Source organism: Sphingomonas cavernae (assembly GCF_003590775.1).
Taxonomy (GTDB): domain Bacteria; phylum Pseudomonadota; class Alphaproteobacteria; order Sphingomonadales; family Sphingomonadaceae; genus Sphingobium_A; species Sphingobium_A cavernae.
This window is the reverse complement of sequence record NZ_QYUM01000003.1, coordinates 1,026,769-1,043,611: the sequence shown is the minus strand read 5'-3', so window position 1 is coordinate 1,043,611 and position 16,843 is coordinate 1,026,769. Positions and strand designations below refer to the sequence as shown.

The 16,843-nt window shown below is 64.4% G+C and carries 11 protein-coding genes and 1 pseudogene; 3 read left to right on the top strand and 9 right to left on the bottom strand.

The features are described from left to right. Positions 1-62: 62 nt before the first annotated feature. From D3876_RS12620 to secG, 8 genes and pseudogenes are all read right to left on the bottom strand, one after another. Complete coding sequence (locus D3876_RS12620; RefSeq protein ID WP_119762666.1) at positions 63-1,694, bottom strand: long-chain fatty acid--CoA ligase; 1,632 nt, start codon at positions 1,692-1,694, stop codon at positions 63-65. Positions 1,695-1,736: 42 nt separating this feature from the next. Beyond that, on the bottom strand, positions 1,737-5,225 hold the full coding sequence (dnaE, locus tag D3876_RS12615) for a DNA polymerase III subunit alpha (RefSeq protein ID WP_119762664.1): 3,489 nt from the start codon (positions 5,223-5,225) through the stop codon (positions 1,737-1,739). A gap of 142 nt (positions 5,226-5,367) precedes the next feature. Continuing rightward, positions 5,368-5,847, bottom strand: coding sequence for a glutathione peroxidase (locus D3876_RS12610; protein WP_119763823.1), 480 nt, complete (start codon positions 5,845-5,847; stop codon positions 5,368-5,370). A 10-nt stretch (positions 5,848-5,857) separates the two neighbouring features. Next, positions 5,858-6,529 (bottom strand): ABC transporter ATP-binding protein, encoded by a 672-nt coding sequence (locus D3876_RS12605; RefSeq protein WP_119762662.1) that lies wholly within the window; start codon positions 6,527-6,529, stop codon positions 5,858-5,860. 116 nt (positions 6,530-6,645) lie between these two features. Beyond that, complete coding sequence (locus D3876_RS12600; RefSeq protein ID WP_119762660.1) at positions 6,646-7,896, bottom strand: lipoprotein-releasing ABC transporter permease subunit; 1,251 nt, start codon at positions 7,894-7,896, stop codon at positions 6,646-6,648. A 676-nt stretch (positions 7,897-8,572) separates the two neighbouring features. Next, positions 8,573-9,259: a Crp/Fnr family transcriptional regulator gene (locus D3876_RS12595; RefSeq protein ID WP_119762658.1), complete on the bottom strand. Its 687-nt coding sequence runs from the start codon at positions 9,257-9,259 to the stop codon at positions 8,573-8,575. A 127-nt stretch (positions 9,260-9,386) separates the two neighbouring features. After that, entirely contained in the window at positions 9,387-11,021 is a 1,635-nt protein-coding gene (locus D3876_RS12590) for a CTP synthase (RefSeq protein WP_119762656.1), read from the bottom strand. Between the two features lie 364 nt (positions 11,022-11,385). Continuing rightward, positions 11,386-11,745, bottom strand: a pseudogene (gene secG, locus D3876_RS20885) (preprotein translocase subunit SecG); the annotation flags it as partial. Between the two features lie 175 nt (positions 11,746-11,920). On the opposite strand from secG, the gene D3876_RS12580 reads away from it, so the two are divergent. Next, entirely contained in the window at positions 11,921-12,217 is a 297-nt protein-coding gene (locus D3876_RS12580) for a hypothetical protein (protein ID WP_119762652.1), read from the top strand. Positions 12,218-12,359: 142 nt separating this feature from the next. On the opposite strand, the gene tpiA is transcribed toward D3876_RS12580, so the two are convergent. After that, entirely contained in the window at positions 12,360-13,127 is a 768-nt protein-coding gene (gene tpiA, locus D3876_RS12575; protein WP_119762651.1) for a triose-phosphate isomerase, read from the bottom strand. 114 nt (positions 13,128-13,241) lie between these two features. Between tpiA and D3876_RS12570 the strand changes: the two genes are divergently transcribed. Continuing rightward, the gene (locus D3876_RS12570) at positions 13,242-15,188 is read left to right on the top strand and encodes a peptidylprolyl isomerase (RefSeq protein ID WP_182912003.1); all 1,947 of its coding nucleotides are present in this window, start codon (positions 13,242-13,244) and stop codon (positions 15,186-15,188) included. After that, the gene (gene trpE / locus D3876_RS12565; RefSeq protein WP_119762647.1) at positions 15,185-16,741 is read left to right on the top strand and encodes an anthranilate synthase component I; all 1,557 of its coding nucleotides are present in this window, start codon (positions 15,185-15,187) and stop codon (positions 16,739-16,741) included. The genes D3876_RS12570 and trpE overlap by 4 nt, the downstream gene beginning before the upstream one ends. Positions 16,742-16,843: the final 102 nt, after the last annotated feature.

Genomic DNA, 16,843 nt, shown 5'->3' with positions numbered 1-16,843 from the left:
CATTTTACGCTCAATGCACTGGGTCGCAGAACATCCCGCCATCAAGGACCGATCACCGCCAATCACGCCGCCTCGGTCACCCCCGGCAGCTTGTGATCCTTATACTCCGTCCGAAGCGCGGTCTTGAGCAGCTTGCCTGTCGCGGTGTGCGGGAGGCTCTCGACGAACAGGATTTCATCGGGCAGCCACCATTTCGCAACCTTGTCAGACAGATAGGCAGTGATCTCGGCGGCCGAAACCTCGGCGCCCGCCTTCTTGATCACGAGGAGCAGTGGACGTTCATCCCATTTGGGATGGTATATGCCGATCGCCGCGGCCTCGGCCACGGCCGGATGGCCCACCGCCGCATTTTCAAGCTCGACCGAGCTGATCCATTCGCCGCCCGATTTGATCACGTCCTTCGAACGGTCGGTGATCTGCATCGTCCCGCAGGGGTGCATCACCGCGACATCGCCCGTGTCGAACCAGCTCTCGGCATCGACGCAATCGCCCGAGGCGTCCTGAAAATAGCGTTTGATCACCCATGGGCCGCGGATCTGGAGCCGGCCCGAGCTCACGCCGTCGCGCGGCTGCTCCCGGCCGTCTTCGCCGACAACGCGCAGTTCCACGCCAAATGGCACCCGGCCCTGCTTGGCGACCTGATCGACCTGCTCCTCGAAGCTCATCTCGTCCCAGTTCCAGGTCGGCGCGCCCATCGTGCCGATCGGCGAGGTTTCGGTCATGCCCCATGCATGGCCGACGCGGATTCCCATCTTCATCAGCCGCTCGATCATCGCACGCGGCGCGGCCGAGCCGCCGATGGTGACAAGTTTCAGATGCTCGGGCGTCTCGCCCGTCGCGTCCATGTGCTGGAACATGGCGAGCCAGACGGTGGGCACGCCCGCCGAATGCGTCACCTTCTCCTGATTGAAGAGGCGGCACAGCACCGCGCCGTCATTGACCGCGGAATAGACGAACTTCACGCCCGCGAGCGCGCCCGCAAAGGGCAGTCCCCAGGCAGCCGCATGGAACATCGGCACGATCGGCAGCACCACCGACTGGTTCGACAGGTCGAACACATTGGGCGCGACCTCCGCCATTGAATGGATCACCGAGGAGCGGTGCTCGTAGAGAACGCCCTTGGGGTTGCCCGTCGTCCCGCTGGTGTAGCAGAGCATGCAGGGCTCGCGCTCGGAGCCCTCGACCCAGCGATAGTCTCCGTCCTCGGCGGCGATCAACGCCTCGAAACCTGTCCCGAGCGAAGTCGAGGGGCCGTCGGAACTATCCGAATCGAAGCACACAAAATGCTCGATCGAGGTCCATTCGGGCTTCAGCCGGTCGATGATCGGCTGGAACGCCTTGTCGTAGAACAGGACCTTATCCTCGGCATGGTTGGCGATATAGACAAGCTGCTCGTCGAACAGCCGTGGGTTCACCGTGTGGATGACCCCGCCCATGCCGATGGCGCCGTACCAGGCGACAAGATGGCGGCTGTGATTCATCGCCAGCGTCGCCACACGATCGCCGCGCTTCACGCCCATTTTTTCAAGCGCTTGCGCCAGCTTCCGTGCATCGCGCGCAATGCCCACCCAGTTGGTCCGCGTGGTCGTGCCATCGGCCCAGTAGCTGACGATTTCGCGCTGGCCATGCTCGCGCTCGGCATGGTCGATCAGACGCGGCACGCGCAGCTCGAAATCCTGCATTCCGCCAAGCATTCTTCACTCTCCCGTATTCTTGTTTACGGGAATGTTAGCTGGTCAGGAGACGAGCGCAAGCCGGGGTTGATCGGCGGATCTGAGCGATACCGCGAGGACACCGGGAAGCGCCTCGATCCGCGCGGAGAGTTCGGCATCGAGCAGATAGTCGCGCCCGAGCAGCACGCGTGCGCTCGCGCCATCGGCGAGTTGCGCGTTGAGCACGAGTTCGCCGCGGCTGCCCCGCGCGCCTGCGACGAGACCTGCGATCAGCACGACGACCGACGGATCGTCGACCGTGACGTCGAGTATCAGCCGGACATTGCCGACGAGCTGCTCGAAACGCTGGATGCGTTTGACCGTCACGCGCGGCGTTTCCTCACCCGGGCGGCGATCGAGCTCCACGGTCAGCAAGCCGCACCCGTTTTCGCGCGCGGCGTCCTCGAGGTCCTTCGCGACGTCGTCGTCGAAGCATGTGGCGATGAACTGGCCCGAGGCGTCCGAACAGGTCGCCATCAGATAGCGCCGCCCGCGCGCCGAGGTGCGCCAACGCGCATCCTCGATCAGCCCCGCCATCATGCCAGGGGTGCGGCTGGCATCCGCGGGCGCAGGCTGGGCGCAAAGTGCGGCGTAGCTCCGCGCCCCATGCGCATCGGCAAGATGGCGGAAACGGTCGATCGGATGCGCCGAGAAATAGAAGCCGAAGGCATCCTTTTCCTGTGCCATGCGGTCGGCGAGCGTCCAGTGCGCGCTCTGGGGTATCTGGATTGCGGCAGCCTTCGCCTCGTTGCCGCCGAACAGGCCGCCCTGCCCGCTGGTGCGCTGTTCCTCGGCGTGCGAGGCGACCGCGAGGATCGTCTCGGCCACCGCAAACACGCCCGCGCGGTCCGAATTGATCGTGTCGAACGCACCGCCCGCGGCAAGGCTTTCCATCTGGCGCCGGTTGAGCGCGCGGGGATCGACGCGGTCGGCAAAGTCGTCGAGCGAGGCGTAAGCGCCTTTCGCGACACGTTCGGCGACGAGCGATTCCATCGCCTTTTCGCCGACGCCCTTGAGCGCCGCGAGCGCATAGCGCACCGAAAGCCCGTCGGGCCCGTCCTCGACCGAGAATTCGGCCTCGCTCCCATTGATGCACGGCGGCAGGCACGGGACCGAGAGTCGCCCCATATCCTCGACGAAGATGCCGAGCTTGTCGGTCAGCGCCATATCGAAGCACATCGACGCGGCAAAGAATTCGGGCGCGTGATGCGCCTTGAGCCAGGCGGTCTGGTAGGCGAGAAGGGCATAGGCGGCCGCGTGGCTCTTGTTGAAGCCGTACCCTGCGAACTTGTCGATCAAATCGAACAGCTCATTGGCCTTTTCCGCGGAAATCTGGTTCGCGGCGCAGCCGTCGACAAAGCGCGCGCGCTGCGCGTCCATCTCAGCCTTGATCTTCTTGCCCATCGCGCGGCGCAGCAGGTCGGCGTCGCCCAGGCTGTAGCCCGCAAGGATCTGCGCGGCCTGCATCACCTGTTCCTGATAGACGAAGATCCCGTAGGTTTCCGACAATATGCCCTCGAGCATCGGATGCGGATACTCGATGGATTCGCGGCCGTTCTTGCGCGCGCCGAACATCGGGATGTTGTCCATCGGGCCCGGACGGTAGAGCGAGACGAGCGCGATGATGTCGCCGAAGTTCGACGGGCGCACCGCAGCGAGCGTGCGGCGCATGCCTTCGGATTCCAACTGGAACACGCCGACGGTGTCGCCGCGCTGGAGCAGTTCGTAGACCTTGGGATCATCCCATTCGAGCGCCGCCAGATCGACCGTCGTCCCTCGCTTTTCAAGCAGTTGCACCGCCTTTTGCAGCACCGACAGCGTCTTGAGGCCAAGAAAGTCGAACTTCACCAGCCCCGCACCCTCGACATATTTCATGTCGAACTGGGTGACGGGCATATCCGAGCGCGGATCGCGGTAGAGCGGAACGAGCTGGTCGAGCGGGCGGTCGCCAATCACCACGCCCGCGGCGTGGGTGGAGCTGTGGCGCGGCAGCCCCTCGAGCTTCATCGCGAGATCGACGAGTCTCCGCACATCCTTGTCGGTTTCGTACTCGTGCCGGAATTCGGGCACGCCGCCCTTCTCCAGCGTGCGTTCCAGCGTCCACGGGTCGGTCGGGTGGTTGGGGACAAGCTTGGCGAGCCGGTCGACCTGGCCATAGCTCATCTGGAGCACGCGGCCCGTATCCTTGAGCACCGCGCGCGCCTTTAATCGCCCGAAGGTGATGATCTGCGCTACGTGATCGCGACCGTATTTCTGCTGGACGTAGCGGATCACCTCTTCGCGCCGTGTTTCGCAGAAGTCGATGTCGAAGTCGGGCATCGAGACGCGCTCGGGGTTGAGGAAGCGTTCGAAGAGCAGACCCAGCTTGATCGGATCGAGATCGGTGATGGTGAGCGCCCATGCGACCACAGAGCCCGCGCCCGATCCGCGGCCCGGTCCAACCGGAATGTCGTTGTCCTTCGCCCATTTGATGAAGTCGGCGACGATCAGGAAATAGCCGGGAAAGCCCATCTGGATGATGATGCCGACCTCGAAATCGAGCCGGTCGAAATAGGTCTTGCGCGCCTCGTCGTCGGCGATTCCCGCTTTCTCCAGCCGCGCCTCCAGCCCGGCATGCGCATCCTCGCGCAGTTTCCTTGCCTCTCCCTCGCGGTCGCCCGCAAGGCTGGGCAGGATCGGCGCGCGCTTGGGCGCCATCACCGCGCAGCGCTGGGCCACGACGAGCGTGTTCGCCAGCGCCTCGGGAAGGTCGTCGAACAGCAGCTTCATGTCCTTGGCGGGCTTCAGCCAGGCATCGGGCGAACTCTTCTTGCGGTCGTCGCTTTCGACATAGGAGGAGCCCGCGATGCACAGCATCGCGTCATGCGCGGCGTGGAACCCCGCATCGGAGAAACAGCAGGGGTTGGTCGCGACCAGCGGAATATCGCGCGCATAGGCGAGGTCGAGCAGATGCGGCTCGGCCTTGCCTTCGACCTCGTCGAGCCTGCGGACGATCTCGATATAGAGGCGGTTGGGAAACAGCGCCTGAAGCCGGTCCGCATAGCCTTCCGCGCGCGCCATCTGTTCTTCGGCGAAGAGCCTGGTCAGACCGCCCTCGGCCCCCGCGGTGAGTGCGATCAGACCGTCGGTCCGGCCCTCAAGCGCCTCGAAGCGAACATGCGCCTGCTGCTCGACGGGGCGGTCAAGATGCGCTGCGGACACGAGCGCGCAGAGATTGTCATAGCCCTGCTCGTCCTGCGCGTAGAGCGCCAGCCAGTCGAAGATCGGCTCGACACCGTCGGGCATGTCGGGCCGCGCGACGCACAGCATCCCGCCGATGATCGGCTGGACGCCCGCGCCCTTGCACGCATCCGAAAACGCCATCGCGCCATAAAGCCCGTTGCGGTCGGTGATCGCCGCCGCCGGAAAGCCAAGCTCGCGCGCACGCACCGCGATCTTCTTGGGTTCGATCGCGCCATCGAGCATGGTGAAGGACGAGAAGATACGAAGCGGAACGAAGGGCGCGTGGGGCATGGGGCACCCTAGTCATTTTTGAAGTGATTCGGTCACATATAAGTTGAACTATATGTGTCATCCCCGCGAAAGCGGGGATCCAGACGGTGCCCGAGCGCACCGGCTCCTTCTGGATTCCCGCTTTCGCGGGAATGACAGATGCTCAAAGCAGCTTTTCAATGTCCTTCTCGAGCGATTCAGGCGTGTCATTGGGCGCATAGCGCTTCACCGGATTGCCCTCGCGATCGACGAGGAACTTGGTGAAGTTCCACTTGATCGCCTTGGTCCCCATCAAACCAGGCTTCGCGGCCTTGAGATAGTCGTAGAGCGGATCGGCGCCCTCGCCATTGACCTCGATTTTCCCGAAAAGCGGGAAGGTCACGTCATAAGTCAGCGAGCAGAAATTCGCGATTTCCTCGGCATTGCCCGGTTCCTGGGCGCCGAACTGATTGCACGGGAAAGCGAGGATCTCGAAGCCACGATCCTTGTATTTGCGGTACAGCGCCTCGAGCCCGGTATATTGCGGCGTGAACCCGCATTTGGACGCGACGTTGACGACCAGCAGCACCTTGCCCGCATAGTCGGCGAGCTTCTTTTCCGCCCCGTCGGGCAGTTTCACCGCGAAATCCGTCACCGCCGTCATCGTCATCTCCCTATTCGAGCACCCCTTCGTGCAACCTTACCACGCGGTCCATCTTTGCCGCCAACCGCTCGTTATGCGTCGCGACAAGCGCAGCCGAGCCTTCCTCGCGCACCAGCCGCAGGAATTCGGCGAGCACGATGTCAGCCGTGTGCTCGTCGAGATTGCCCGTGGGTTCGTCGGCGAGCACCAGTGCGGGGCGATTGGCGAGCGCGCGCGCGACCGCGACGCGCTGCTGCTCGCCGCCCGAAAGCTGGCTCGGCCGGTGACTGAGCCGGTGCCCGAGCCCGAGCGACGTCAGCAGCGCCTGCGCACGGGCGTGTGCCGCGGGGTTGTCCGCACCGTGGATGAGTTGCGGCAGCACCACATTTTCCTCGGCATTGAAGTCGGGGAGCAGGTGGTGGAACTGATAGACGAAACCGAGCGCGTCGCGGCGCAGCGTCGTGCGCCCGTCATTGTCCAGCCGCGCGGCTTCCTGCCCGTTGATCCGGATCGATCCCTCAAAGCCGCCTTCGAGCAGCCCCACCGCCTGAAGCAGCGTCGACTTGCCCGATCCCGAAGGCCCGAGCAGCGCGACGATCTCGCCGGGCCCGACATGCAGGTCGATTCCACGCAGGACCTCGATCGTCTCACCGCCCTGGATGAAGCTGCGCTTCAGGCCTGTCGTGGCGAGGATATCACTCATACCCACGACTCCCTCCGTCATGCTGAACTTGTTTCAGCATCCATTCCAACGCTTCCGCTGCGGTGGGACGGACACATGGACCCTGAAACGAGTTCAGGGTGACGGTAAGGAAGGCGTCACTCATAGCGCAGCACCTGCACGGGATCGGTGCTCGCCGCCTTGAAGGCAGGGTAGAGCGTGGCGAGGAAGCTGAAGATCAGCGCCATCGCGCAGATTCCGATCACTTCGAAGGGATCGGTCTTCGCGGGCAGCTCGGTCAGGAAGCGGATCGAAGGATCCCAGAGATTCTGCCCCGTGACGAGCTGGATGAAGTTCACCACCGACTGGCGGAAGAACAGGAACACCGCGCCGAGCGCGAGCCCCGCGACGATGCCGAGCGTCCCGATCGTGACGCCCACCGTCATGAAGATCTTGATCAAACCGCCACGCGTCGCGCCCATCGTCCGCAGGATCGCGATGTCGCGGCTCTTTGCGCGCACCAGCATGATCAGCGAGGACAGGATGTTGAACACCGCGACGAGAATGATGATCGAGAGGACGACGAACATCGCGACGCGTTCGACCGCCAGCGCCTCGAAAAGCTGCGCATTCATCGAACGCCAGTCCGACACGACGGCCTTGCCCGCCACCGCCTCCGCAAGCGGGGCGAGGATCGGACCGACATTGTCGGGGTCGACGGTCTCGACCTCGACCATGCCCACCGCATCGCCCATCAGCAGCAGCAACTGGGCATTTTGCATCGGCATCACCACGAACGCCTTGTCATAGTCATAGACGCCGACCTCGAAGATTGCGGCCACGCGGTAACTGACGATGCGCGGTACGCTGCCAAAGGGCGTGGTCTGTCCTTGCGGACTGATGAGACTGATCGTGCTGCCGACCCGAACGCCCAGCGCCTCCGCAAGGCGCGCGCCGATCGCGATATTGTCGTTGCCCGGCTGAAGCGCGGAAAGGCTGCCCTGCTTCACATTGTCCGCAATCTGCGGGTTGTTCCGGATGTCCTCGACCGTCATGCCGCGGACCAGCACGCCCTCGACGCGGCCGTCGGCGCTTGCCATCAGCGGCTGTTCGATCAGCGGAGTCGCGGACACGACTCCCTGCGTCTTCTTCGCCTCGATCAGCACCTGCTGCCAGTCATCGAGCCGCCCGCCATAGCCCTGGACGACCGCATGACCGTTGAGGCCCGTGATCTTGTCGAACAGCTCGGCGCGAAAGCCGTTCATCACGCTCATCACGATGATGAGCGCGGCGACTCCGAGCATCACGGCGAACAGGCTGATCCCGGCGACAAGGAAGATGAACCCTTCCCCCTTTCCCGGCAGCAGATAACGTTTGGCGATCATCCGCTCGTAGCGGGAAAGGATCATCGGTTGAGCCTTGGGAAAGCGGGCATGTTGCAACGCGGTCTAGGGAGGACTTGGTACACTGGCAACACCCTGAGCCTGTGGCCAAATGAACACAGGGTTAAGCCAATCGTCGTGCGGACTCGATTCGTGCGATGACAAGCCGAAATGCTTTGCGTAGCGTCCGCATGCTGAAACGCAGGCCAAAGGCCGTGGTTCGGGGAAAGCTTCGCCCACCGGGACGTATAAGGGAACGGACTGGAAGCGCGCTGAAGTCAATCCAAGGGGGCTGACGAGCATTCGTCACGCGGGTGCCCGGATCGGAAACGATCCGGGCACTTGTCATTTGGCTCCGGGATGAGATGCGCCGACACGGCAAACTACGCTATCCGAGCGCATTCGAGCATTGTGCATTAAGCTATCATCATCTCTCCGCTCATCCTGAGGAGCCGTTGAGCTTGGCGAAACGGCGTCTCGAAGGACGCACTGAGCTGGTACTTCGAGACGGGACTTCGCCAAGCTCAGCCCCTCCTCAGGATGAGCGGTTCTGGTTTTTACACACAATGCTCCAAGCGCGAGCCCTCCAAAGAAAAAGGGCAGCCGGTCCATCAAGCTCCGGCTGCCCCAGGCACCCTGTGCGTGATTGCCGCCGATAAGTGTGTCGTCCGGGCCCGGGTCGCAAAGGCCCAGCCGACCAAGCCTATTCGGCCGTTTCGGCAATCTCCGCCAACAGGGCGCTGTCCATGATGCGTATCCGTCCGCCTTCGAGCGCGATGATTCCCGAGTCGGACCATGCTCCCAACTGACGGTTAATCTGCTCGCGTGACATTCCCGCGAACATGCCGAGTTCGCCCTGACTGAGGTCGAGGCGCAACCGCCCATCGGTTCCGCCGCTGAGTGTCAGCCGCTGCAGAAAGCGCGCGAGCCGCGGCCCGGTAGCATAGGCGCGGTCGCTCTCGATCGTCGCATTGGCCTGACGCAGCCGGCGCGCGAGTTCGCGCAGGATGCGCAGCGCCATGCCGTGATATTGCGCGACGATGCCTTCAAAGCTCTCACGCGAAAGCCTGAGGCCGGTCACCTCTTCGAGCGTGGTCACTGATGCGGTGCGTTCGCCGCCGTCGAGCAGCGCGATTTCGCCGATGACGCTGCCCGGCTCGGCATAGTCGAGGATGATCTCGCGGCCGTTGCTGGCCACCATCGAAATCCGCGCGGTTCCGGTGAGCATGATGAAGAGCGATGTGCCCTCATCGCCCTGCGCAACGATGTCCCTGCCCTTTTTATAGGTCTGATAGACCCCGTGCAGGATGATCGCGGCAAGCTCTTCCTCGCTGCAAGACGCAAAGATCGAATGTTCTGGCAGCAGCGCGGAGAGTTGCTCGGCCTTCATTCTTCCCCTTTTTCGTATCGCGCACGACAGGAATGATGCGGGAAGAATGTTGCAAAGCGCCGCTAAGTCAATCGTTACGCGCCTCCGAAGTGGCTTAAACTCGACAGTGTCGCCAAAAAGACACGCGTCAGACGAGGCGGCTTTGCTTCAGTGCCGCCTCGATGAAGCTCGCGAAAAGCGGGTGCGGATCGAACGGCTTCGACTTGAGCTCGGGATGGAACTGCACCCCCACGAACCATGGATGATCGGGCCGCTCGACGATTTCGGGCAGCGTGCCGTCGGGCGACATGCCGGAGAATACCAGACCGCCCTTTTCCAGCGGATCGCGGTAATGGACGTTGACTTCATAGCGGTGCCGGTGACGTTCGCTGATGTCGGTCGCGCCATAGATGCTCGCGACATGGCTGTTGCCCGTGAGCTTCGCCGGATAGGCGCCAAGCCGCATCGTGCCGCCCAGATCGCCGCCTTCTTCGCGCTTCTGCAGGCCTTCGGCGGTCATCCATTCGGTGATGAGGCCGACCACGGGTTCCTCGGTCGGGCCGAATTCGGTGGTCGAAGCATCGGCGATGCCCGCGGTGTTCCGCGCACCTTCGATGCACGCCATCTGCATGCCGAGGCAGATGCCGAAAAAGGGCACGCCCCGTTCGCGCGCGAACTTCACGCTGGCGATCTTGCCCTCTGATCCGCGCTCGCCGAAACCGCCGGGAACGAGGATCGCGTGCATCGGCTCGAGCTGCGCGGCGATGTCGGCCTCGCCCTTTTCGAACAGTTCGGCATCGATCCAGCGGACATTGACCTTCACGCGGTTGGCGATGCCGCCATGCACCAGCGCTTCGTTCAAGGACTTGTACGCGTCGGCCAGGCCAACATATTTGCCGACGACGCCGATCGTGACTTCGCCCTCGGGATTGCCGAGGCGGTCCATGATATCGTCCCAGCGCCCCAGTTCGGGGGCGGCGCCCGCGTCCATACCGAACGCCGAAAGCACCGCATTGTCGAGGCCTTCGGCGTGGTATTGCAGCGGCACGCCGTAGATGCTCGACGCGTCGAGCGCGGGGATGACCGCTTCCTTGGGCACGTTGCAGAACAGCGCGATCTTGGCGCGCTCGCTCTCGGGCAGCGGCCGCTCGCAACGGCAGACCAGCACATCGGGCTGGATGCCAAGCGAGGTCAGGTCGCGCACGCTGTGCTGGGTCGGCTTGGTCTTCAGCTCACCCGCGGCCGCGATATAGGGCACCAGCGTCACATGGACGAACACGCTGTTGTTGCGGCCGAGATCGTTCCTGAGCTGACGGATCGCCTCCATGAAGGGCAGCGATTCGATGTCGCCCACCGTGCCGCCGATCTCGCACAGCACGAAGTCGACATCGTCGGTCTCGTTGCGCGCGAATTCCTTGATCGCGTCGGTCACGTGCGGAATCACCTGGACGGTCGCGCCCAGATAGTCGCCGCGACGCTCCTTCTGGATGATCGTCTGGTAGATCCGTCCCGAGGTGACGTTATCCGACTGGCGGCCGGGAACGCCCGTAAAGCGTTCATAATGCCCCAGATCGAGGTCGGTCTCCGCGCCGTCGTCGGTCACATAGACCTCGCCGTGCTGATAGGGAGACATCGTCCCCGGATCGACGTTCAGATAGGGATCGAACTTGCGAATGCGCACGCGATATCCACGCGCCTGGAGCAGGGCGGCAAGGCTTGCCGCCATGAGACCTTTTCCAAGCGAGGAGACCACGCCGCCGGTGATGAATATGAACCGCGCCATGGGAGTAAAGGCTTAGACCTGTAGATATGGTTACGGCAAGCGCCCGAATCTGGCGCCTGCCAGTAAAATTGCGTCAAGACCCTAAAATCGGGCCGGTTTCAAAGCCTGATCGTTTGCCATCGAAGCGCAAAGCGCTTCGATAGAAATCGTGAATCAGGCGTTATTACGGATTGGGCGTCGCCGAATTATTGGCCGGCGTCGCCTCGTTGCGCGCAGGCGTGCTCGGTTCAGCGATCGTGCGCACCACGGTCGGCGGCGCAACCCGCGCAGGCGCGGTGCTTGTCACCGGATCGGGATTGCCCGGCGCGGAGCGACGTTCGTTGCGCGGTGCAGGCGTACCCGGCTGCGGCGTAGCGGCGGGAACGGCCGGCGCAACACCCGCGAGCGGATCGGTCGTGGGCGCGGGCGCCGGCAGCACGGGCGCGACGCCGCCCAGCGGCGCCTCGACGGGCGGGGTCGCGGGCTGGCGCGCCAGCGAGGTGTCGAGTTCGGTGCCCGAGGTGCGGAACGAGGCCAGCGTCGCAAGCACGATGCACATCACGACGAACAGCGTCGCGAGCACGGTCGTCGCCCGCGTCAGGAAGTCGGCGGCGCCGCGCGCGGACATCAGGCCCGACGGGCTGCCCCCCATGCCAAGGCCGCCGCCTTCCGAACGCTGCATGAGAATCACCGCAACGAGCGCTGCGGCGATGATGGCGTGAACGACGAGCAGGAATTGAAACATGGGTGCTTGTGCCGACATTCTGGAGAGATGAAGCGCTGCCCCATAGCGGGTTCACACGATCGGTTCAACCGACTGACATGCGCGACAGCGTGGTGCGGAGATTGGAGGGGTTAAGGCGCCATTCAAGCCCCTTGCCCGATTCTCGATACGCGAAACGGATCAACTGAGGTATCCGATGAAAATCATGATGCTGACTGTCGCAGGCGCGTTGCTTTCAACCGGCCTTGTGGTCGCAGAGCCCGCCGGCGCGCGCGAATGGAAACAGGAATACAAGCGCGGTGATCGTGAAGTGAAGCGCGAACTCACCAGCAGCGGCGACTATAAGGAGGAATACAAGGATCGCTGGCGCGAACGGAAGTTCGAGGAAAAGGCCGATGGCTCGTGGAAGGAAGAATATAAGGATGGTGACTGCGAGGTGAAGCGCGAACGGACCAGCAGCGGCGAATACAAGCAGGAGCGCAAGTGCAAGTAGCGCAGGGCCGCGCAAAATCCGATAGCTATCAGTGCTCCGGGCTTGACCCGGAGCCCATGTCCGAAGCGGCGGAGTGCCTGCCGACATGGGCTCCTGCCTGCGCAGGAGCACTGATACGAATGTCTCGCGCAGGTTGTCTCGATTAGTTCGAGCCGTTCGTCGCAAGCGCCTGGCGAGCAGCCGCGATAATCGGAACGAAATCGGCGGCCTTCAGGCTCGCGCCGCCGACCAGCGCGCCGTCGACATCCTTCACTCCCAGCAATTCAGCGGCGTTGGAAGGCTTGACCGAACCGCCATAGAGGATGCGCACCTTTTCGCCCTCGCCGCCGAGCAGCGACACCAGCCGCGCGCGGATCGCGGCGTGCATCTCGGCGACATCGGCGACCGAAGGCGTGCGCCCGGTACCGATCGCCCAGACGGGTTCATAGGCGACAACCAGCGTTTCTCCGGTTCCCGCGGGCGGGATTGAACCCTCGAGCTGGCCTTCGACCACGAGCAGCGCATGGCCCGCGTCGCGTTCGGCCTCGGTTTCGCCCACGCAGACGATCGCGGTCAGCCCTGCGCCGATCGCGGCCTCGGCCTTGGCGCGGATTTCGGCATCGGTTTCATGATTGTCGGTGCGGCGTTCGCTATGCCCGACGATCGCGAGCCGCGCCCCGGCCTCGGCGACCATTGCCGCGGATACGCATCCGGTGTGCGCTCCGCTGGGCGCGGCATGGCAATCCTGCGCACCGATCGCAAGTCCCGGCTGCCGCTCGGCCGCGGGCGCTATCAGCGTGAAGGGCGGACAGATGGCGACATCGACGTGCATGTGGTCGACGGCCGCCGCGGCGATCGCATCCAGTTCGCTGAGTTGGGCGCGACTGCCATTCATCTTCCAGTTTCCGGCGACCAGTTTGCGCAATGCCATCTATCGGGCTCCCTTGATGATTCCCGGTGCCCCTTATCGCCGATGCCTTGTCGAAAAAAGGTCTGCCCCCTAAAGCAGCGCTTCACTTCCGCAATTCGAGCGACGAGCCGCAGCATGATCACCTTTCTCCGCAGCCTCTTCAATTCCAAGATCGGGCTGATCGTCAGCTTCCTGTTCATCGTGCTCGTCGCGATCTCGTTCGCGGGCGCGGACATCACGGGATCGATGGGATCAGGCACGGGCCTTGGCGGCAGCACGGTCGCGGAGGTCGGCAAGCACGACATCTCGACCGAAGAGCTGTCGATGCGCGTGAACAACCAGCTCGACGTCCAGCGGCGCCAGTCGCCCGGGCTCGATATGACGAACTTCATCAGCGCGGGCGGCTTCGAGGACACGCTTGAGCAGATGATCAACGTCCGCGCGCTTGAGGAATTTGCCAGGTCGATCGGCCTTGGCGTGAGCAAGCGGCTCGTCGACGGCGACATCGCCAGCATTCCCGCGTTCAACGGCCCCAATGGCCAGTTCGACCGCACGACATTCCTTTCAGTGCTTTCGCAGCGCAAGGTGACCGAAAAGCAGCTCCGTGACGACATCGCGGCGGACCTTTACACGCGGCAGATGCTGGTTCCCGTGGCTGGCGCCACGCGGATCCCCGCGTCGATCGCGCGCCCCTATGCCGCGCTCGCGCTCGAATCGCGCAGCGGCCTTGTCGGCTTTGTCCCCTCGACCGCGATGGCAAAGGGCACCCCGCCGACGCAGGCTGAGCTCGACGCCTATTACAAACAGAACGTCGCGCGCTACACGGTCCCCGAGCGCCGGGTGATCCGCTATGCCACCTTCGGCAAGGCAATGCTCGCGGACAAGGCCAAGCCGACCGAGGCGGAGATCGCCGCCGCCTACAAGGCCGATGCCGCCAAATATGGCGCGCGTGAGACGCGCAGCCTGACCCAGGTGATCCTGCAGGACCAGAACGCCGCGCGCGCCTTCGAGGCCAAGGTGAAAGGCGGGACGAGCTTTGCCGCCGCCGCGCAGCAGGCGGGTCTCGAACCCGCGGCGCTCGCCGAACAGGATCGCGCCAAGCTCACCGAGCTCGCCTCCAAGGCGGTCGCCGACGCCGCCTTCGCCGCAGCGCAGGGCGCGATCACTGCGCCGCAGCGTTCGGGCCTCGGCTGGCACGTCGTGCGCGTCGATTCGGTGAAGGCGGTCCCGGCCCGGACGCTCGAATCGGTCCGCGGCGAAATCACCGAGACGCTGGGCAAGCAGAAGCTCGACGCGGCGCTTGCCGATCTGGCGGCGAAGATTGAGGATTCGATTGCCGACGGCGCGACCTTTGACGAGGTGGTGAAGGCCAACGGGCTGACCGCGATCTCCACTCCCGCGATTACCGCCGCAGGCATCGACCCCGACAATCAGGCCTTCCGCCCCGACCCCGCCTTTGCGCGCTTCATCGAACCCGCCTTCGAAGCGACGGTCGATGACGACCCGATCGTCGAGACGATCGTCCAGGGCGAGCAATACGCGCTGTCCGACGTCGAGCGAATCGTGCCCGCGACTCCGCGCCCCCTCGCGCAGATCCGCGATCAGGTGGCCCAGGCGTTCGAGCTGGAGCGCGCCTCGCGCCAGGCCAGGGCGATCGCGGACGCAATCATCGCCAAGGCGTCCAAGGGCGTGCCGCTGGCGCAGGCGATCAACGAAGCGGGCGTAAAGCTCCCCGCGCCCGAGACGATCGGCGGCAGGCGCATGGAACTCACCGCCGGCGGCCAGCGCGTTCCGCCGCCGCTCGCACTGCTTTTCTCGATGGCCGAAAAGGGCGCCAAGCGCCTTGAGGCCCCGGGCAAGCAGGGCTGGTTCATCGTCTATCTCGACAAGATCACGCCGGGCGACATCGCCAGCCAGCCCCAGCTCGTCGCCGGCCTCCAGGCCGAAATGGGCCGCGTGATGGGTCAGGAATATGTGTCGCAGTTCGCCAATGCGGCAAAGGCCGAGCTCGGCGTGAAGCGCAACGCCAAGGCCGCCGCCACGCTGAAGCGCCAGCTCACCGGCACCGATTCCGTGCAGTGAGCGCCGCTGCCGTTGAAGCGCTGAAGGCGGGCCGGCCCGCGCTCGTCTGGCGCCGCCAGATCGCCGATACCGACACCCCGGTGTCGGCGGCGCTCAAGCTGATGGAACCCGATCGCGGCGATTTCCTGCTCGAATCGGTCGAGGGTGGCGAAACGCGCGGGCGCCACAGCCTGATCGGGATTGCGCCCGATCTGGTCTTCCGCGCGGAGGGCAATGACGCCGCTATCAACGCGCGGTGGCTGACCGATCGCGAAGCGTTCCAGCCTGTGGAAGCCGACGCGCTTTCCGCGCTTCGCACACTGGTCGCCCAATGCCGGATGGACGTGCCGTCCGAACTGCCGCGCGCGCTCGCCTGCCTCGTCGGCTATTTCGGCTACGAGACCGTGGGACTGGTCGAGAAGCTCCCGCGCCCGACAGCCAATCCGCTCGCACTGCCCGACATGCTGTTCGTGCGGCCGACGGTCATCCTGATCTTCGACCGGCTGGCCGACGAGCTGTTCCTCGTCTCCCCCGTCTGGCCCGACGCGCCGGGCACGCCCGAGGCCAAGGTCGCCGAAGCTGAGGATCGAATTGGGGCGGCAGCCGCCAGATTGGCTCAACCCATTCCCAGCTTTCCATGTCATCCCCGCGAAAGCGGGGATCCAGCTTCTTCTTCGAGCACCGCTCTGGATTCCCGCTTTCGCGGGAATGACACTGAAATCGCACCTCAACCAGTCCTCGCGCCCGGCCGCTATGGCGAGATGGTCGCCGCGGCCAAGGACTACATCGCCGCAGGCGACATATTTCAGGTCGTGCTGGCGCAGCGCTTCACCACGCCCTTCCCGCTCGCGCCCTTCGACCTCTACCGGTCCTTGAGGCGCATCAACCCCTCGCCCTTCCTCTACTATCTCGACATGCCCGGCTTCGCGATCATCGGCTCGAGCCCCGAGATCCTCGTCCGCGCGCGCGATGCCGAGGTCACGATCCGTCCGATCGCGGGCACGCGCCCCCGGGGCAAGACCGCTGCCGAAGACGCCGAGAACAAGGCCAGCCTGCTCGCCGATCCCAAGGAACGCGCGGAGCATCTGATGCTGCTCGATCTCGGCCGCAACGATGTCGGCCGCGTCGCGGAAGCCGGCACGGTGCAGGTCACCGACAGCTACACCGTCGAGTTCTACAGCCACGTCATGCACATCGTCTCGAACGTGGTCGGGCGCCTCGATCCGAAGAAGGACGCGCTCGACGCGCTCTTCGCGGGCTTCCCCGCGGGCACCGTCTCGGGCGCGCCCAAAGTGCGCGCCTGCGAGATCATCGCCGAGCTGGAGCCCGAGACGCGCGGCGCCTATGCCGGAGGCGTCGGCTATTTCTCGCCCGACGGCTCGATGGATAGCTGCATAGTGCTCAGGACCGCGGTGGTGAAGGACGGCGTCATGCACGTTCAGGCGGGCGCCGGCATCGTCGCCGATTCGGACCCTGCCTATGAACAGCGCGAATGCGAAGCCAAGTCGGGTGCGCTCTTCGCCGCCGCGAAGGAGGCGGTCAGGATCGCGGGGGAAGCGGGTTTCGGGCAGTAGCCCCGAGCTTCCACATCCCCCTCTCCGTTCGGGCTGAGCTTGTCGAAGCCCTGTCCTTCTTTTCGGGGCAAGGGAAAAGGCAGGGCTTCGACAAGCTCAGCC